This window comes from Nonomuraea sp. NPDC059023, from assembly GCF_042740095.1.
Taxonomy (GTDB): Bacteria; Actinomycetota; Actinomycetes; order Streptosporangiales; family Streptosporangiaceae; genus Nonomuraea.
In genome coordinates, this window is the sequence record NZ_JBHYIO010000043.1 from 72,121 (window position 1) to 91,291 (window position 19,171).

General features: G+C 68.7%; 12 protein-coding genes. 5 read left to right on the forward strand and 7 right to left on the reverse strand.

The features are described 5' to 3' along the window. Positions 1-147 precede the first annotated feature (147 nt). Complete coding sequence (locus ACFWYW_RS48630) at positions 148-3,288, reverse strand: tetratricopeptide repeat protein (RefSeq protein WP_379615485.1); 3,141 nt, start codon at positions 3,286-3,288, stop codon at positions 148-150. A 269-nt stretch (positions 3,289-3,557) separates the two neighbouring features. Here ACFWYW_RS48630 and ACFWYW_RS48635 point away from each other — a divergent pair, with 269 nt between their 5' ends. Together ACFWYW_RS48635 and ACFWYW_RS48640 are read left to right on the forward strand one after the other, a co-directional pair. Beyond that, positions 3,558-4,727 carry a hypothetical protein gene (locus ACFWYW_RS48635; protein ID WP_379615483.1) on the forward strand — a complete coding sequence of 390 codons (1,170 nt, stop codon included), beginning with the start codon at positions 3,558-3,560 and terminating at the stop codon, positions 4,725-4,727. Beyond that, positions 4,724-5,662: a carbohydrate kinase family protein gene (locus ACFWYW_RS48640; RefSeq protein ID WP_379615481.1), complete on the forward strand. Its 939-nt coding sequence runs from the start codon at positions 4,724-4,726 to the stop codon at positions 5,660-5,662. Before ACFWYW_RS48635 ends, ACFWYW_RS48640 begins: the two co-directional genes overlap by 4 nt. 90 nt (positions 5,663-5,752) lie before the next feature. On the opposite strand, the gene ACFWYW_RS48645 is transcribed toward ACFWYW_RS48640, so the two are convergent. From ACFWYW_RS48645 to fxsA, 3 genes are all read right to left on the reverse strand, one after another. Next, complete coding sequence (locus ACFWYW_RS48645) at positions 5,753-7,729, reverse strand: tetratricopeptide repeat protein (RefSeq protein WP_379615479.1); 1,977 nt, start codon at positions 7,727-7,729, stop codon at positions 5,753-5,755. Then, positions 7,726-8,616 (reverse strand): SIR2 family protein, encoded by an 891-nt coding sequence (locus tag ACFWYW_RS48650; RefSeq protein WP_379615477.1) that lies wholly within the window; start codon positions 8,614-8,616, stop codon positions 7,726-7,728. The genes ACFWYW_RS48645 and ACFWYW_RS48650 overlap by 4 nt, the downstream gene beginning before the upstream one ends. A gap of 61 nt (positions 8,617-8,677) precedes the next feature. After that, positions 8,678-8,863, reverse strand: coding sequence for an FxSxx-COOH cyclophane-containing RiPP peptide (gene fxsA / locus ACFWYW_RS48655; protein ID WP_379615475.1), 186 nt, complete (start codon positions 8,861-8,863; stop codon positions 8,678-8,680). A gap of 114 nt (positions 8,864-8,977) precedes the next feature. Between fxsA and fxsT (ACFWYW_RS48660) the strand changes: the two genes are divergently transcribed. Then, positions 8,978-11,503: an FxSxx-COOH system tetratricopeptide repeat protein gene (gene fxsT / locus ACFWYW_RS48660; protein ID WP_379615473.1), complete on the forward strand. Its 2,526-nt coding sequence runs from the start codon at positions 8,978-8,980 to the stop codon at positions 11,501-11,503. Between the two features lie 326 nt (positions 11,504-11,829). Continuing rightward, complete coding sequence (gene fxsT, locus ACFWYW_RS48665; RefSeq protein WP_379615471.1) at positions 11,830-14,304, forward strand: FxSxx-COOH system tetratricopeptide repeat protein; 2,475 nt, start codon at positions 11,830-11,832, stop codon at positions 14,302-14,304. Here the strand turns inward: fxsT (ACFWYW_RS48665) and ACFWYW_RS48670 are convergent. The 3 genes from ACFWYW_RS48670 to ACFWYW_RS48680 are packed head-to-tail and all read right to left on the reverse strand — an operon-like array spanning position 14,264 to position 18,109. Next, entirely contained in the window at positions 14,264-15,574 is a 1,311-nt protein-coding gene (locus ACFWYW_RS48670; protein ID WP_379615469.1) for an HEXXH motif domain-containing protein, read from the reverse strand. The genes fxsT (ACFWYW_RS48665) and ACFWYW_RS48670 overlap by 41 nt on opposite strands. Then, positions 15,574-16,767 carry an FxsB family cyclophane-forming radical SAM/SPASM peptide maturase gene (locus ACFWYW_RS48675; protein WP_379615467.1) on the reverse strand — a complete coding sequence of 398 codons (1,194 nt, stop codon included), beginning with the start codon at positions 16,765-16,767 and terminating at the stop codon, positions 15,574-15,576. Before ACFWYW_RS48675 ends, ACFWYW_RS48670 begins: the two co-directional genes overlap by 1 nt. A 52-nt stretch (positions 16,768-16,819) precedes the next feature. After that, the gene (locus ACFWYW_RS48680) at positions 16,820-18,109 is read right to left on the reverse strand and encodes a TIGR04013 family B12-binding domain/radical SAM domain-containing protein (RefSeq protein ID WP_379615465.1); all 1,290 of its coding nucleotides are present in this window, start codon (positions 18,107-18,109) and stop codon (positions 16,820-16,822) included. A gap of 55 nt (positions 18,110-18,164) precedes the next feature. Between ACFWYW_RS48680 and ACFWYW_RS48685 the strand changes: the two genes are divergently transcribed. Further along, positions 18,165-18,926 (forward strand): MerR family transcriptional regulator, encoded by a 762-nt coding sequence (locus ACFWYW_RS48685; RefSeq protein ID WP_379615463.1) that lies wholly within the window; start codon positions 18,165-18,167, stop codon positions 18,924-18,926. The last annotated feature ends 245 nt before the right edge of the window (positions 18,927-19,171 follow it).

Sequence of the window (19,171 nt, forward strand, 5' to 3'; positions counted from 1 at the left end):
ACTCCCATCATGATGCCCGCGATGGCCGTTGGTACCATATATAGAGTATTCAGGAACAACTTACACCTTCCCGACATATACGGACACGACACCCTGAGGTATTACACAGTATCCGGAAATATTGCTGACCGCCACAAGTTTGGAAAACTAGGCCCCGGTGGCCTTCAGCGCTTCGAGGCGTCGCCTCAAGGTGTTCGCCTCTGGTGCGCCCAGACGCTCGAAGATCGTTAGCGCCTCGGTCCAGGGCCGCGCCGCGACCGTCCTCCCATGCATGGACAGAAGGGCTTCACCCAGGCCAAGAAGGGCATTGGCCTCGAGAAACGGATCGCCGAGTTCGCGGGCGAGGACCCGCGCCCTCTCGCAGGTATTCCGAGCCAGAGCGAACTGGCCGCTGAGCCGCTGGCTTTCACCGATCCTCTGGAGCGCGCGCGACGATTCGTATGGATCTCCTATGTTCTCCGCGATGGAGAGCGCCTTCTGAAAATGAATCAGCGCCTCGGCTTTGAGATCCATGGCCAAATAGGTCGACCCGATGTTGCTCAGCGTGTCGGCCTCATGTCGCCGGTCGCCGGTCTCCCGATAAATCGTCAACGCCTCGCGATAGAATTGCAGAGCCTCGTCACGACGGCCCTCTCGCTCATGGCAATTGGCGATATTATTGAGTGCGACAGCCTCGTTCTGCCGCCAGCCCGCCTCACGCAGAATGGCGAGCGCCTTCCGGAAAAGTCCGAGCGCGGTGGGATAGCCGCCGCGGTTGAAATGAAGCTCGCCCAGGTTGTTGAGGATCATCGCCTTTGTGGCGACGTCGCCCGTCCCGTTCACGATCTCGAGTGCGGCCTCGAAGACCGCTACCGCCTCCTCGGCACGTCCCAGATACGACAGGGCGATTCCCGCATGCAGCAGCGCGTTGCCTTCGCCGTGCCGGTCCGCGATCGCGCTGAACAACTCGAGCGCCCTCTCCGCGTATCCCAGAGCCTCCCTGTTACGGCCGGACAGCCAGGACACACGGGCGAGATGATCCAGTGTCTCGGCCTCTCCGCGCCGGTCGCCGATCGCCTGGAAGATGCCGAGACCTCTTCCGGCGTGCTCGAAGGCGGCGGCGTAGTGGCTCATGCGACTTCGCACCAGGCTGAGTTCGAGCTCCACCCGCGCCTCTCCCGCGCGGTCACCGATCTCCCGGCAGACGCGGCGGGCCAGATCGTGAACGCGTGCGCCGTCCTCCCAGTGGGCAGAGCGTTCGAGATGCAGGGCGATGGCCTGCGAAAGCTGAATGGCATGCGTGGGAAATCCGTGCTCCGCGGCGTAGCGAACGCACATCAACACGTTGGCCCGCTCGGCACGCAACCATTCGGCGGCGGAGCGTGACCCCTCCATGGGTGCGGCATCGCACGGGTGGACGACATTCACGCTGGCGCGCCGCCTGTGCGGGTACAGTACGCGATCGGCCTGGTCGGCGGCGCACAGGTAAAAGTCGAGCAGCCGATGGACGGCCCGCCGCGGCTCTTCCGCGGATTCTTCCTCGATGGCGCGCTCCCTGGCGTACGCCCGCAGAAGGTCGTGAAAGCGGACCCGGCCGGAGTCCGGCTCCTCCACGAGATGGCGGTCGATCAGTTCCTCGAGGGCGTGTTCCGCCCGATTGGCCTCGCAGCCGATCAGCGCGGCGGCCGCATCGACCGAGAGATCGGCGCCGATGTGCAGCCCGAGGCGACGAAATGCCTGCTGCCGTTCCGGTGACAGTTCTCGATAGGACAGATCGAACGCGGTGAGGAGATCCCTGTCTCCCGCGTACATCTCGGCGAGCCGGTCCTTCGACCGCGACAATTTCGTCACCAGGTCCCCGACGCCACGAGCCGGCCGGTGGCGAAGCCGGTTGGCCATGATCGTGACCGCAAGCGGGAGGTGACCGCACAGGCGGACGAGTTGATTGACGTCCCCGGCGTCGAGCCGTCGGTCCTGCCCGACGATCCGGCGGAAAAGCAGCGCCGCCTCAGGGGGCATGAGCGCGGGCAGAGACAGCGGCCGGGCCCCCTCCAGCCCAGTGAGCCGCCGTCGGCTCGTGATCAGCACCAGGCAGCCGGGCCTCCCCGGCAGGAACGGTCTAACCTGGTCGGCGCTGGCCGCGTCGTCGAGCACGATCAGCATCCGGCGGTTGGCGAGTCGCGCGCGCCACAGCGCGGCACGTGGCTCCAGAGCCTCGGGAATCCGCTCGGGGTCCTCCCCGAGAAGCCGTAACAAGACCTCAAGACCCTGGGTGGGGTCGATCGGCGGTTGATGGGGGTCGTGGGCACGGAGATGGAGATACCACTGTCCGTCTGGATAGCGGTCCGCAAGCTGGTGAGCCATGTGGACGGCGAGCGCGGTCTTGCCGACTCCGGCCATTCCGTCGATGGGCTTGATCACGGCTGTCGAAGGAGATCGTTCCAGCTCGCCGTACAGGTGGCTCAGCTCTGCCTCTCGCCCGGTGAAGTCCGGAATGTCGCGGGGGAGATTGTCGGCGAGCGGCCCGACAGGGACGCGGTTGCGTGGAGGTGGCGCGGTCAGGTCCGCATCTCCGCGCAATATGCGCTCGTACGTGCCGCGAAGCGAAGGACCGGGCTCGGCGCCGAGGTCCTCGACGAGACGATGGCTCGCCCGATGGTAGATCTCCAGCGCCTCACCCTGGCGCCCGCAACGGCGGAGCGCGACCATCAGATGCTCGGCGAACGACTCGTCGTAGGGATACTCGTGGACGAGGCCGTACAGCTCTCCGACCAGTTCGGCGTGATGGCCCATGTCGCGCTCCATGGCGAGCCGCATGCCGATCGCGGCGCGATGCTCACTCTCCAGACTCGTCCTCAGTTTGGTGACCCACTCTCCGGACAGGCCGGAAAGCGGATCACCGCGCCACAGCTTCTCCGCTGCCAGGAGGAGTCGCAGCGCCTCCTCCTGGTCGCCGCTGTCGGAGATGGCCCGTGCTTGTGCGCTGAGCCGTCGAAATCGGTGCAGGTCAATCGTTTGGGGATCGATTTCCAGCACATAGGCGCCTGATCGAGAGTTGAGCCGTGCCGCCCGGTCGCCGGCTCGCCCGTTCAAGCGACGACGCAGGCGTGCGATGTAGCTGTGGACGCTCTCACGCGCCTTTGACGGCGGCGCGTCATCCCAGACGCGGTTGATCATGTTTTCGATGGACACAGGCTGCCCAGGAGTCAGCAGCAGTACGGCCAGGACGTGCCGTTCCTTGGCCGAGCCGAGCTCACATGCCTCCCCGTCGACCCATACTTCCACGGAGCCGAGTATCCGGAACTCCATGAATGTCCTTCCAGAGATCAGAGGGCCCTCGCCACCAGTTTCCCGCAAACTCGGTTAACGGTCCATATGCCGCCTGCTGTCCAGACATAGCCACTTCACGGTTGTTGCAAGGTTTTGTCTAGGACGCCGAGACATTATCGGATTAGGCCGTCTATTTGGGGATTCGGCCAGGACAGGGGGTCAAAAATCCGATGACGTGTTCGGAGGGGTACCGCGTTCCGGTTGGACCGGATGCACCACGCTGGATGACGCGTCGTAGCCAGAGAACAGTGTTGGTGATCGTCCACACGGTCACCTCCGGGCAGCGCCTGCTGGACGTCGTCCGCCTTCTCTCCGCCGACCTCCGGGTCCAGGTGGTTTTCACGATCGCTCCTGACGTCTTCGGCAATGGGGCGACCGAATTGCTCAGACGCATAGGCGGCGTGACGCTGCCATGGCATCTGGCGATCCGTGAGCAATTCGACCTCGCCATCTCCGCCGCCTACGGAGGAATCGAGTATGTTCACGCACCGCTCGTGGTAATGCCCCACGGCGCCGGATACAACAAGCTCGTCAGCCGCCGGCTGGGTGGCGGAGCAGTCGCGTCCCGAGGTGTGTACGGGCTCAGCGCCCAGGAACTGATCCGAGACGGCGCCGTGATCCCGTCGGCCATCGTGCTCGCCCACGACAGCGAACGTCAGCGGCTGGCGCGATACTGCCCAGAGGCCGTGGCCGTCGCTGAAGTCGTCGGCGACGCTTCCCACGATCGGCTGATCGCCAGTTCGCCCGAGCGCCGCGCCTATCGAGGCGCCCTCGGCGTCACGGACGAGCACGAGCTCGTAGTGATGACCTCCACCTGGGGATCGGACTCGCTCTTCGGAAGACACACGGGGTTGCTCCGCCGGATGCTGGCCGAGCTTCCCCGCGACCGCTACCGCCTCGCCGCCCTTCTCCATCCGAACATCTGGTTCGGCCACGGCATCTGGCAGATCCGCAACTGGCTGGCCGACTGCCTGCGGGACGAACTGGCCCTGGTTCCTCCCGAGGCGGACTGGCGCGGTGTCCTCGTCGCTGCGGACCACGTGGTCGGAGACCACGGTTCCATCGCGGTGTACGGCACGGTGTGCGGTGCCTCCGTATCCCTGGTCGACGACGTGCGAGACGCCGTGGATCCGGAGTCCGCCGGCGGACTCCTGGCGTCGGCGGCCCCCCGGTTACGGCTTGACCAGCCGCTGTGCGCCCAACTCCGTACGGCGGCCGCGCGCCGCCCGGCGGCACGCCACGCCGAGGTCGTGAACCGGCTCACCTCGGCTCCGGGCCGCTTCGACCGGAACATGAGACGGCTGATGTACCGGCTGATGCGGTTGCCTCAGCCCCTCATCCTGCCCCCTGCCGATCCGGTCCCCGCGCCCTATCTGATCTGTACGCCCGACCACGCGATCCGTCAGGAGGGACCATGAGTAGTTCGGTAGTCGTGGCAGGTGTCACCAGCCTGTACATGGCCATGCCGGTGGCGGGCTTCCCGCTGCCGTACGCGCAGGAACGCTTCCCCGAGTGGATGAGAGCAGAGGTGTCAGGAGCGGCGTGCCACATCGCCAGCACACTCCACACCCTCGGCGACGAGGCACGCCTGTGCACCTTCGTCGGGGAGGATCTGGCGGGAGGCACGATCAGCACGGCGGTGCGCGCCCGAGGGCTGTGGGGCCCGGGGGTGGTGACAGCGCCGCGGTCTTCCCTCGGCGTCGTTCTGGTGGCCCTGAACGGCCAGCGCTCGGGCCATCCGTACGTCGCCGCCGTCAACACGGTGGAGTATCCCGTCGAGGTGTTCCGCCGTCTCGTGCGTGGCGCCGACCTGGCCGTGCTCACCAACACCGCGTTCGTCCGGCCACTCCTGGAACCGGCATGTGAGGAGGGCGTGCCGATCGCGGTCGATGTCCATCTGATCGCGGACGTGGACGACGCGTACAACCGGCCGTGGCTGAAGGTCGCCGACATCATCTTCTGCAGCCACGAACGCCTGCCCTGCCCACCGAGACAATGGGTGGCGAAGATCTTCCAGCGCTATCCGGGCTGCTTGATCGCGGCCGTCGGCCTCGGCGGGCGAGGATGCGTCATGGGGCTGGCCGACGGGGTCCTGGTCGAGGTCGCCGCCGTGGCGCCACGGGGTGTCGTGAGCACCGCGGGGGCGGGGGACGCGCTCTTCGCGTCATTCCTGCACAGTTGGCTGGCCACCCGGAACCCCGTGGCGGCGCTCGAAGACGCGGTGCTGCACGCCGGATGGAAAGTGGGTGACACTTTTCCCGGCGCGACCTCGCTGACGGCCATGGAACTGGCCAGGATGCGGGAGAGCCACCCTGTCGTCACGCTTCTTGACCGCTGGGACCTCGACGCATGAACGTTCGGCGGTACGCGTCGAACCAGGCTCGGTGCCCCATCGGGGCCTGGTCACCGAGCCTGTCGCCTGCTGCCAACCCCTGGAATCCGTTCACAGCAGGTCTGCCAGGATTCTGCGCTGGTAGGCCGTCAGGGGTGGGCGGGTGGCTTCGCGGGCTATTTGGGCGGCTCGGGCGCGGTTGCCCATGCGGGACAGGGCGCGGGCGCACAGGTACGCCACCAGGCCGTGGTCGCGCCCGCCGACCAGGGCGGCCTCCAGCTCGACTGACGCCTCCTCGACGCGGTCCAGGTCGGCCAATGCCAGTGCTCTGGCGGCGATGGTGGCCGGTTCCGTGGGTTCGCGTACCCGGTCCAGGTCTCGTAGGGCCTGGATGGGGGAGCCGAGGTCGGCGAGGATTTCTCCGCGGGCCTGCAATGCGATGGGTCTGTCGCCGTCCGCGGACAGGACGGCTTGGAGGATGGATAGCGCGGCCTGGGGGTTGCCGGTGTGCCATACCGTGATGGCCAGTTCTACCTGGAGGTTGAGGTCGTTCGGTACTCGTCCTACGGCGGATCGCAGTTCGTCTATGGCGTCGTCCGGGCGGCCCTGGTGCAGGATCACGCGTCCGGCGGAGGCCAGTGAGCGGCCTACGGCCGGGGTGTCGCGCAGGCGTTCGTACACCTGGCTGGCCTGTTTGTAGCAGCGCTCGGCCACCTCCCAGTCGCCGCGGGTATGGGCGAGGTTGCCGAGGAACGACTCGATCTCCGCCAGCGTGCGCAGGTCGTCTTCGCCGCAGGCGCGCCTTGCCTTGTCGCCGTGGGTCTCGGCCAGTGTGAGGTTGCCGTCGGCCAGCACCTGTTCGGCCACGCGCAGGTGCTCGGCGGCGCTCACGGGCGGCTGGCCGGAGTCGGGGCGCGGGCGGGCGCCGCCGAAGGCGCGCTGTACCGGCTGAAGCAGCCGGTCGTGCTGCAGTTCGCACCACCGCAGGCCCGAGCGCATCTCGGCCTTGAGCACGTGGCGGTCGATCAGGGCCTTGACCACGCTGTTGGGCATGCCGGTGGTCTGGGTCTCGCCCTCGTACGCGGTGCCGCGGGTGCCGAGTTCGGTGATGAACGTCTCTCTTAGCCAGGCGCTGAGCCGTTCGAGAGGGATCTCGTGGTCGCGCGCGATCTCAGCCAGGGCCTGGTCGAGGAAGTCGCCCAGGGATCGATCGATGTCGGTGTGCCGTTCCACGTATTCCGGGGTGATGACGGTCAGATCGCTCGGGCAGGAGTTCCACAGGGCGGAGCAGACGATCTGGAGCTGCACCGGTTCGATGGTGTCCACGGTGTAGGAGGACGGGGTTCCGATGCCTTGGAGATGGACCGTGCGCAGCTCTCTGACCAGGGTTTCCGCCGCCTGGGGCGCGTAGGAGCGTCCCGTGCCGGCGAGCGGTTTGCTGATCGCGGCCAGCGCCTCCTGTTCGTCGAAGGGGTCCACCACCACCTCCGTGTACTGGCCGGCGTTCATCAGAGGGTTCCCGTGCGCCTTGAGCCTGGCCAGATACTCGTCCCTGATCGACAGGAGAAGGTACAGGTCCTCGTTGTCGGCCAGCGCCTCGGCGAGTTGCGCGATAAAGGGGTCGCGGAACCCCTGGCGGTGGGGGAAGTCGAAGAAGAGTTCCTCCGCCTGGTCGATGGCGGCCAGGATGGGAATGGGGTCGCCGTATTTGTCGAACCTGGGCCCGCGGCGCCGGAGAAACTGCCGGACGGTGAGCCCGGAAAGCCGCGTGAGCGATTCGCCCGGCGCCCATGATGACAGCAGCGCCACCGTGAACGGATTACGTTCCGGCAGGGCGGCCATCGGAAAGGCGGAGCCGTGGGAGAGCCGCCCGATCGGCAATACATCCACCCGCCTGTCGGCCAGTTCCGGCAGCACGCCCGCCTCAAGCACCGACGTCTTGCCCACTCCCGACTGCCCGTGCAGCATCGTGAACCGGTACGCCTGCCACTTCACGGAGATCTCGTACGCCTTCGCCGCGCGGCCGAAGAATCGCTGCTGGTCGTCCTTCGTATAAGAGCGCAGTCCCACGTACGGCGGGGCGCTCATGACCGGTTCCCCATTCGCTCGTCGAGTTCCTCGCAGAACTGGCGCGGGGTGCCCCAATAGACGGAGACCTCCCAGCCGTCGAAATACCGGTCGAGGTATTCCATGGCGCGAAGGGCGGCTCCCGGCTTCACGTTCTCGTTCTCCGGCGTGAGCTGGACACTGACATGACGTCGTCGGCGAATGGCCGGATACCGTCTGATGAGCCCGTGGAACAGCACGCGAAACGTCCATTCCTGAAGGGTGTAACCGAGAAAGAGCAGCGGCCGGTTCGCGACGGCGTCGAGGATGATCGGGGGGATCACGTGCCGGTTGCCCTGCGCGCGGGCCGCTGTCAGGTGGACCAGGAAATCGATGTAGTCGTCCTCGGTCAGCACGATGGATGACGGCAGGCTCACGCTTCCGTGCAGGTGGTAGACCATCGGCCGGTCGGCGTCGGGGCGGATGCCGGCGCCGCGCTCGAAAAGGTTTCTGTCGTACGGCACGCCCTCGTGCCACGGAAATATGGCCGAGCTCGGTTCTTTGCCGGAGCCGCGGAGCGCGCGTACCAGGAAGTCGTCGTAGTTGGTGGTCAGGAACACCGGGATGGGGAAGCCGGCGATGGAGGAGTGGATCTCGCCCGGCGCGGTGAAGTCAGGGGGGTCGAGTGCGGTGAGGCGGCGGCTGAGTTCGTGTTTGAGCCCGGAGTCGCCCAGGACGCTGCGGACGTACTGCGTGACCCGGGCGAGGTCGCCGTCGTCGGTGAAGGGGTAGCCGAAGCGGTCCGCCCATTCGCGGCTCAGCTCTCTGCTGGACGGCATGCTGCCGCCGCTGGCCCCCGCACCGATGAACGGCGTGCAGTCACCGGTGCGAAGCTGATCGATCAGCCGGGCCCAGTCGGAGTCCTTCATGGGGGACGACCTGCTCTCCTGGCACGACGAGGGCGTGGAGCACGAGGTATGTCCCCTATTTTTAACTGGCGGTGACGTGGCCGTCGATGCTCTGGCTGAACCCGGAGATCGGCCCCATCGCATCTTCGCCCACCCGCATCAATGCGCGCAGAGCATGGGAAAGTGCTGACTTGTCCAGTTTGTCGAGTTCGACCAGCGACAAGCCACTCACATCGACTAGGCCTGGCTCGGCCTGCTCATCGCTCATTGAAGCCCTTACGATCCGGAACCCTGTCCGCAAAAGGATAACGGCAAATGTGTCCTAGGAGTCGGAAAGGCTAAGCCTCTATTATCGGGTGGACGATCCCCCCTCGGAGGCGTGATGTCAGGTTCACGGCCAGAGAAGGTCAGAGCTGGGCGGATTCCCGAGATCTGGGGCAAGATCCCGCCCCGCAACGTCAACTTCACCGGTCGGTCCATCCTGCTGGAGCGGTTGCACGCGGGCCTGTCCACCGAGGTGACCGCCGTGGTCCCGCACGCCCTGCACGGGCTGGGCGGCGTGGGCAAGACACAACTCGCGGTCGAGTACGCCCACCGGTTCCGGTCCGAGTACGACGTGGTCTGGTGGATCCCGGCGGACCAGCCCGTCCTGGTCAAGTCGTCGCTGGCGGGCCTGGCGCCGCACCTGGGGCTGCAGGCCGCGACCAGAAGCGGGGCCGAGGACGCGGCGGACGCGGTGCTCGACGCCCTGCGGCGCGGCGAGCCGTACGACCGATGGCTGTTGGTCTTCGACAACGCCGACCAGCCGGAGGAGATCAGCGACCTCATCCCGCGCGGGCCCGGACAGGTGATCATCACCTCGCGCAACCACCGCTGGCAGGGCATCGTCGACACCGTGCCGGTGGACGTCTTCCGCCGTGAGGAGAGCGTGGAGTTCCTGTCCAGGCGGGCGTCGCTGTCCGACAGTGACGCGGACCGCTTGGCCGAGCAGCTGGGTGATCTTCCTCTCGCGCTGGAACAGGCGGGTGCGCTGCACGTCGAGACCGGCATCTCGGTGGACGACTACCTGCGGCTGCTGAAGGAGCAGACCAGCGCCCTGCTCTCGGAGAGCAAGCCGTCGGAGTACCCGATGCCCATGACCGCCGCCTGGGCGCTCTCGGTGGGGCAGTTGCGCAGCAAGCTTCCCGAGGCCGTCGACGTGCTGCGCTGCTGCGCGTTCTTCGGCCCGGAGCCGATCCCGCGCGACGTCTTCCGCCGGGCCGGCCACCAGGCGTCCGACCTGAGGTTGAGCGGCATCTTCGGTGACACGATCCTGCTGACCAGGGCGATCAGGGAGCTGGGCAGGTTCGCGCTGGCGGCCATCGACTCGCAGGCGCGCACGATCCAGGTGCACCGGCTGGTCCAGGCGCTCCTGCGGGACGAACTGGACGAGGACGAACGCAGCCGGTACCGGCACGAGGTGCATCTCCTGCTGGCCGGAGCCGCCCCGAGAATGCCCGACGAGACGGCCAGCTGGCAGCGCTACAACGAGCTGATCGCGCACATCCTGCCTTCACAGGTGGAGGACTGCCCCGATCCGGCGGTGCGGGGCATGGCGCGCGACGTCATCTACTACCTCTACCGGTCGGGCAGCTACCAGTCGGCGCGCTCGTTCGCCGAGCAGTTCGTGCGGCGGTGGGCCGAGGTGTCGGGGCCGGACCATCCGGACGTGCTGATCGCCCAGCGCCACCTCGGCGGGATCATCCGCGAGCTGGGCGAATACCGTGCCGCCTACGATCTCGACAGCGCCACGCTGACCAAGATGACCGAGGTTCTGGGTCCCGAGCACCGCGAGACGCTGGTGCTCAGCAGCGGGTTCGCGGCCGACCTGCGGGCCATGGGGGACTGGTCGGCGGCGCAGCAACTGGACGAGAGGCTGCAGTCCCAGCACACGACCGCGTTCGGCGAGCAGGCGGCGGCGACCCTGCAGATCATGAACAACCTGGCCATCGACTACGGGCTCAACGGCGACTACCAGGCGGCCAGGAGCCTGCACGACACCGTGCACCGCAAGCAGAGCGAGAGCGAGGAGCGGATCGGCGAGGCCGACGTCCTCAACAGCTGGAACGGCCTGGCCAGGGCCGTCCGCCTGACGGGCGACTCGCGAGAGGCCGTCGACCTCGGCGAGGACGCCTACGCCTACGGGGTGCAGGAACTCGGCGCCGAGCACCTGTGGACGCTGCGCACGGCCCGCGACCTGTCGATCGCCAAGCGCCGGGCGGGCGACCTCGACGGATCGCTCGAACTCGCCAAGGACGTTCATTCCCGCCTGCAGCGCATCATGGGCGACCACCACCCGGAGACCGTCGCGGCGGCCAGCAACCTGTCCAACGTGCTGCGCGCGACCGGCGACATCGCCGCCGCCTACGCGATCGCCGAGCAGGCGGTCGCGATGTACGAGGCCGTCTACGGCGAGAACCACCCCTACGTGTACGGCTGCGCGACCAACCTCGCGATCCTGCAGCGGCTCCGCGGCGACCCCGAGGCGGCCAGGCGCTCCAACGAGCGGGCGTTGATCGGCCTCGACGAGCGCCTCGGACGTGACCATCACTACGCCCTGACCTGCGCCATCAACCTGGCCAGCGACCATGCGGCGCTGGGCGAGTACGAATCGGCCCGGCAATCGGGCATCGAGACGATGACCAGGCTGCGGCGGATCGTCACGCGCGAGTACCCGCTGCTGCTCGCCTGCCTGACGAATCTGGTCCTCGACACACGCGCCTCCGGCCGGACGGAGGAGGCGGACGCGCTGCACGCCGAGGCCCAGCGAGGCTATGCCGAGGGCATGGGCACCGATCACCCGGACGCCCGGCTGGCGTTGGAGCAGGACGCGCGAATGGACTGCGACTTCGACCCGCCACCCATCTGATCCGGTCTTACGGCCTTGGCGAAGTCGCGATACAGGCTCGCGTGGTCTCTTTGGCGTGCCTTTCCGAGCGCGAGCCTGAACCCCAGGAACAGGACCAGGAATCGCAGCGCCTGTGCGAGAAAAGCGGCGGCCGACAGGAAGAGGGCAATTTCGGGCCACATTGTGCCTCCCTTGTGATGCGTCCTGTATTCAGGGAAGCCGGGCGCGGAGGTGTCCCGCAATGATGCGGATCGATGCCGGAACAGTCTGGACAATCAGGAACACCTTCTTGGGGAAATGCGCCGATAAAGTGGATAATCATGGACGAGTTCGGATAGGCAGGGCCGATGCCAGAAGAGCCCCTCCAGGCGTTCATCGCCGCCATGAGCGAACTACGACGGCAGGTCGGCAGCCCCTCCTACCGCGAACTGCGCCGGCTGAATCCCGAGCGGCTGGCCCCCAGCACCGTGCAGAGCCTGCTGGAAGGTGATCGCAAGCGGCCGCCCTCGTGGCTGCTCGTCGACGCGTACATCCGCGCCTGCCTCGCCTTCGGGCGCGAGAACGGGCTGGGGCTCGCAGACGACGAGGAAGCGTGCGTACGGGGGTGGCTGGACCGGCACCGGAGTGTCTCCGCGACCATGAGCAGGACGGGGGAGCAGGAGGACCTGCCGCGGATTCTCGGGGGCGGTTCGCCGCCGGTCAGGGGTCATTTCTCCGGCCGCACCAGCCTGCTGGCCGATCTGGACGCCGCGATGGTCGCGCAGACCGACTGGCCGGTGTGCCTGGTCGGGCCCGGTGGCCATGGCAAGACCCAGCTCGCCTCCGAATACATCCATCGGCATTCGTCCAGGTACATGGCCGTCTGGTGGATCAGGGCCGAGCAGCCGAGCCTGATCAGGACCGATCTGGCCTCTCTCGGCAGGCGGCTGGACGAGGGCATCGGCGAGGCGGAGATCGTCTCCAGGACGCTGAAGATGCTGCGAGAGGACTCCCGCTGGAGCCCGTGGCTGCTCATCTTCGACAACGCCGGGCACCCGGAGAGCGTGGGGTCGTTCCTGCCGCGTTCCGGGCCGGGGCACGTGCTCATCACCTCGCGCGAGCCCGCCTGGGAAGAGGTCGCGGTGCCCATCGAGGTGGGCGTGTTCGAGCGGGAGGACAGTGTCGAACTGCTCACGCGCCGCGTGCCCGGCATGTCCGTCGAGGAGGCCGGGCAGGTGGCGGGGGAACTGGAGGACATGCCGCTGGGCCTCGTACAGGCGATCACGTACATCAAGGGCTCCGGCCTGGCGCCCGGGGCCTACCTGGCGCGGTTGCACGAACAGCCCGGCCGCATGCTGGACAAGCATCCGCCGGTCGACTACGGGCGCGGCCTGGCCTCGGCATGGGATCTCGGGTTCGAGACGCTCAGGCAGACCTGCCCGGAGGGACTCCACTTGCTGCGGTGCTGCGCGTTCCTCCGGCCGGAGTCGATCTCGCGCGGCCTGCTTCGCCAGGGGTCGCTGCCGCTGCCGGGCGAGTCGGCCGCGGTGTTCCAGGATCCCGTGCTGGCCGACAACGCGATCAGGGCGCTCACCCGCTACGGGTTCGTCCGGCTGGCCAGCCGGGGCACGATCCAGGTGCACCGCCTGCTCCAGTCGACGGTGAAGGAGCGCATGACCGTCCAGGAACAGGAGCGGGTACGGCACGACGTCCACCGGCTGCTGGCCGGATCCGACTGCGGAGACCCGGAGAACCGGGCGAACTTCCCCAGATACGCCGAACTGGCCGGACACGCCGAGGCGTCGTCCCTGGCCGACTCGGCGGACGAGGGCGTCCTGGGTTTCGTCGCCCGGCTGATCACGTACTTCCGGGCGATCAACGACGGCGAGAGCGCCGAACGCTACAGCGGCGTCGCCCCCGAAACCGGTACGCACCCCGCCGTTCCCGGCGATACGGCCCCGCCGCCGTCGCCCGCCCCCTCCTCGGCCCGCAGGGCGCTGATGGCCAGGGAGATGGAGAGCGACGACTGGGCCAGGCTCGTCTACCAGGTGACCACCGGCGACTGCACGCCGATCGTCGGCGCCGACATCTCCTGGGAGAAGGCCGCCCGGATCCGGGCGATGAGCTGGGAGTGGGCCAGCCGGCTCGGCTACCCGTTCGCGGACGCGTGGAACTTCGAGTCGATCCTCGACTACGCGGTGACGCTGCCGGACCAGGCGGCCATGGCCGAGGAGATCCTGACCGGACTCCGGGCGACGTGGGAGCAGCGTGAGGAAGAGGACCCGCACGCGTTTCTCGCGAAAGTGCCCGCCACGTCCTATCTGACCACCAGCTACCACGACCAGCTCACCCAGTCGCTGGCCCGCGCGGGCAGGGAACCGGTCATGAAGGTGCTGCCGTGGCGCCCGGAGCTGTCCACGGCCGAGCCCGTGATCGCGCCCACCCCCGAGCGGCCCCTCGTCTGCCACCTGGCCGGATCGTACGACCAGCCGGGCTCGCTGGTGTTGTCCCAGACCGACCGGATGAGGTGCCTGCGGGTCGAGTACGACAGAGGGTCGGCCGACATCGTCGGGGCGCTGGTGACCAACCCGTTCCTGATGATCGGCTACAACCCGCGGTCGTCGGCGTTCGACCTGCTGATGTCCCTCCTGTCAGGTGTTTCCACCCCCAGGAGGAACATCGTCATGGTGCTGTACGATCCGGGCCCCGGCGGGATGGAGGAGGCCGCCAGAAACTACCACCTGGCCCGGATCGCCCGGCTGAACATGCGCGCCGCCGTCTTCTGGGGAGACGCCCGCGACTTCATCCAGGAACTGTCACGCCGCCTGGAGTCGACGGCGTGACCGTTCCGTTGCGCTCCTCCCACGTCTGCCGGTGGGCCGCCGCGTCCTGGTGGGCCTTCTCCACGGCCTCGGCGGAGACCTCCTCGTCCCTCCAGGCGTCCAGCGTCGCGGCCATCCGGGCGACGAACCGCTCGCCGGGCGGGGTCAGGAACCCGCTCTCGGCGATCACCCGGGTAGCCCCTTCCGCGGCCTCCCGCCACCGGTAGAACTCGGCGCTCGCGGCGAGCGCGGCCGCCCCCTGCTCGTGGCGGCGCTGCCTGCGCCAGAATCCGCTGACGCCGACGTAGGCGTACGCCCCCTGGAAGAGGCCGCCCAGCGGGCGGGGATCATTGCGCCAGGGCGCGTAGTAGCGCCGGCCGGCCGACGGCCTGAGCAGGGGGATCACGTCGAGCAGCGCCGCCAGCTTGCCGTGCTGGACCTCGTGCGCGAACGTCAGGGCCAGCGTCGTCGCGTCGGGCGGCGTGGACAGCGCGACGCAGCCGAACGCCTCACGGGAACTGCCGCTGATCTGGTCACCGGGGATGTGCGTCAGGGGCGTCAGCACCCGCGTGGCCACGGACACCTCCTCCGCGACGGTCCGGTGATGGGTCAGCAGCAGGTCCCATGCCCGCCGCAGCGCCTCCTGCCAGACGATCAGCTCGTCGGCGGACAGCCGGTCGGCGGCGAGCCTGGCGCCGGGCATCCGGTACGGGTCGAGGTCGTCGACGCAGAGCCGGAGCGTTCTGCCCTGGGCCTCGGCTTCCAGGTAGCGCATCGCCTGCCAGCCGGGGGCGTCGCGGTGGGGGTCATCGGGGATGCGTACCGTGCCGGCGCCGACCACCTGCGCCGGTCCGCCGCGGACCCGTCGTACCGTCACAAGAGGATCGTCGAGTACGGCGCGGCCGAGCGACGGCAGCACGAGACCGCCCGCCTCCGTGGGCAGCTCGACCTCGAAGTCCATGCCGGAACGGACCGCGGCGGCGGCGGCGACCGCCGCGAGGCGGGCGGCGGAGTGCCCGCCGGAGCCCGTCACCCGCGCGTGGTAGGTGCGCCAGGCCCAGGCGCCGACCGCGGGGTGGCGGAGCACGGCCTGCGCCGCTTCCGGCCGGTGCCGCTGGGCCTCGCCCAGCAGCCGGTACGCCCGCGCGGCGCCGTCGGCCAGACCGGCGACGAGCAGCAGGTGCTTGCTGTACTGGGCGTCGGACAGGAGCCGGGCCGCCCGCGCGCCCCCTTCGCCCGCGCCCAGCGCCAGGAAGTGCTCGTCCGGGATGACATGGTGCTTGAGGTTCATCAGCGGCCTTCCATCAAAGTGGCGACGTCGCGCTGGACTCTGCCGCGAACATGGGTGATCAGGCGGAACAGGTCGGCGCAGTACACCGAGCGATTGCCGAAGCCGTTGGCCGGGTCGTAGCGGTGCGCGTAGAGCCCGCCGCCGCAGACCGACACGATCGGGCAGCCCCGGCACTCCTGCGCCAGGGCGTCGGCGCCGAGCTGACGGGCCATGACGGCCGGATGCCGCAGCACGGCGTCGAAGGTGTCGCGGGCGACGTGGAAACCGGTGGCGGGGGCGCCGGGATAGGCGGATTTGAGGGTGTCGGACTGCTCGACGCCGCCGTCGGTCTCGATCACCGCCATCCGGGCCGGGCCGAGTCCGAGGGACTCGCTGGATGACGTTCCGCCCATGAGCAGGTGCAGGATGTCGGCGAAAAGCCGTACTTCGGTCTCCTGCCGCGGGGCGTCGTACCATCGGTCGAAGATCGGGATCAGCCAGTCCGCGTACGGCGTCGCGCCGCCTTCGGCGGGCAGGCCGGGTGGTGGCTCGGCCCAGTTGCCGTGCGGCAGCAGGAAGTCGATCCTGGGCGGCTCGGACTTGAGCAGGGCCTCGTAGGTGGCGATCGGGTCGTTGTCGAGGTCGACGGTGCAGAGCAGGCCGGCGTACAGGTGCGGGTAGCGCTCGGAGAGCAGCCCGAGCGCGGCGGACACGGTCGCGTGGCTGCCGCGTCCGTCGCGCCGCCGCCGGTGCCGGTCATGATCGTCGGCGCCGCCGTCCAGGCTGACGCCGACGCGGATCCCGAGGTCGTCGAAGAGTTTCAGGTAGGCCTCGTCGAGACGCATCCCGTTCGTCTGCAGGCTGACGTTGAGCCGGACCTCCGGCCCCAGAGCCTGCCGGACGGAGCGCACGGCGTGGGCGATGTGATCGGCACCGGCCAGCAGCGGCTCCCCGCCGTGCAGGATCAGGTGGACGGAGGGCAGCCGGTGCGCGTGCGCGTGCTCAGCGATCCGGGAAGCCGTGTGTGCGATGACGTCTTTCGAAATCCGACGCGGCTGCTCTTTCCAGCTCTGGTCGGCCATTTCGTAGACATAACAATAATCGCACCTCAAGTCACATCTACTATGTATTTTTAGGACGAACTGACACAAAGGCCACGGCGCCGTGACCTGGGGCTTTACACCGCCCGGCCAGTCTCCATTCGAGGATGACACGTGGCCGAACCTTACCCCTGTACCACTTTGGACGCATCGAAAAACACAGTCGTCAGGTACGGCGGCGCGGCGTCCTTCGCGGATACGACCTGGCCGTCTCCGCCAGCCGGGTGGCGTGCTCGGCCTGCCTGCGCCAATGGCCGTACGCGTCGCCGCGCTGGGCCAGGCGGTCGAGCTCGGTCCTCGTGGATATCGGGATGAACGCGGGCTCGGCGTCGCGCCACGGCGTGCCCGGCAGCGGCATGAACGTGTGCGTGTGGATGCGGGCGCCCATTCCGGCCAGATCCGCGGCCAGCTTCAGGGAGTCGGACTGGTCGGCCGCCGACTCGCCCGGCATGCCGAAGATGAAGTCGACGTTGGGGCGGAAGCCGTACTCCATGGCGATTCGCACCGCGGCGCGCACGGGCTCCACGCCGTGGCCGCGGCCGGAGGCGTCGAGGACGCGGTCGGAGCCCGACTGGGCGCCGATGATGATGTTGTCGTTGGCCACGTACCGCTTCAGCAGGCGCATCGCCTCCGGCGTCACGTGCTCGGGGCGGATCTCGGAGGGGAAGCTGCCGAAGAAGACGCGGCCGTGGGCCGGCAGCTCGGAGCGGACGCCGTCCAGGAGCTCTTCGACGCGGTCCAGGTCGGGGTCCGGGCCGGGCGCGCCGTACGAGAGGGAGGTGGGGGTGATGAAGCGCACGTCCTTGATGCCGTGCGCGGTCATCAGCCGGACGTGCTCGCGCACCGACTCCACGGACCGGTGGCGGAACTGCGCGCCGAACATGAACGGCGTCTGGCAGAAGCGGCAGGTGTAGCGGCAGCCGCGGGTGATCTCGATGGGGCCGAAGTTGCGCCGCCGGTCGGGGAAGGACGGGTAGGCGTCCAGCGGGAGCTGCGGGGCCGGGCGGGTGCGCAGGGCCACGCCGTCGTGGTCGCGCAGGGCCAGGCCGGGGACCTCGCGCAGCGGAGAGTCCGCGCGCAGCGCCGCCACCAGCGCCACGATCGTGGACTCGCCCTCGCCGATCGCCGCCAGGTCCCATCCGGCGTCGATGACCTGCTGCGGCTCGGCGGTGGCGTGAACCCCGCCCGCGATGTGGAGAGCGCGCGAGTCGTCGCCCAGCGCGCGCACCTCCGCGAGCTCGGCGGCCATCGCCTCGGCGTCGGGGGAGTAGAACGACCACAGGACCAGCACCCGCTCGCCGCCGCTCGCCGCGACCAGCGCCGCCGTCTCCGCCGCGGACGCGCCGAAGTGGATCTCGCACTCCGCCCCCGCACGTTCGAGCGCGGCCAGCAGCGCGTGCACGCCGTAGGTCACCGCCTTGCGGTAACGCACGACCACGCTCACTCGGTACGGCATGCAGGCCAGGCTACGCGGTTGACCCTCACGTAGCGTGAGGCCGCAGACTTCTGACATGAGCTACTCGGTCGGCCAGGTCGCCAGGCTCGCCGGTGTCACCGTGCGCGCGCTCCACCACTACGACGAGATCGGGCTGCTCAGCCCGGGTGAGCGCACGGTGGCGGGCTACCGCAGGTACACCGAGTCCGACCTGGACCGGCTCCAGCAGGTGTTGTTCTACCGCGAGCTCGGGTTCCCCCTGGAGGAGATCGCGGTCATCCTCGACCGGCCGGACGCGAGCGCGATGACGCACCTGCGGCGCCAGCACGAACTGCTCGTGCGGCGCATCGACCGGCTCAAGAACTTGACCGCGGCCATCGAGAAGGAGATGGAGGCACGGACGATGGGCATCAACCTGACGCCCGAGGAGCGTTTCGAGGTGTTCGGGGACTTCCGCCCCGAGGACCACGCCGAGGAGGCGGAGCGGCGCTGGGGCGGCGGCACGGCCTACGAGCAGTCCCGCACGCGCATGGCGAACATGACGAAGGCCGACTGGGTGAAGTTCACCGAGGAGGGCGGGGCCGTGGCCCGTGCGCTGGCCGAGGCGTACCAGGCGGGCGCGCCCGCCGACGGCCCGCGGGCCATGGACCTGGCCGAGGAACACCGGCAGCACCTCACCCGCTGGTGCTACGACTGCACCTTCGAGATCCACCGCGGACTCGGCGACATGTACGTGGCCGACCCTCGGTTCGCGGCCAACTACGAGCCACTGGCCGAGGGACTGACCCAGTACATCAGGGACGCCATCCACGCCAACGCGGCGCGGCACGAGTCCTAGGAGCGGCCGGAACCCTTGCCTGACCTGCGTCAACGGCTGCTCTCTGACGCCTGGCGTATGCCACGGTGTGCCGGCCGAGGGCCGGGGCAGGGCATGTCCTGGGTGCGGGGTGCGGCTGGTGGTTACAGGGCCAGGTCGCGGCGGCGGAGCCCGTACAGGCCCGCTGCTACGAGGCCGGTGGTCACGAGGGTGAGGCCGAGGAGGGGGCCCGGTCCGGAGCCGGCCAGGGTGGAGTAGTGGATGTG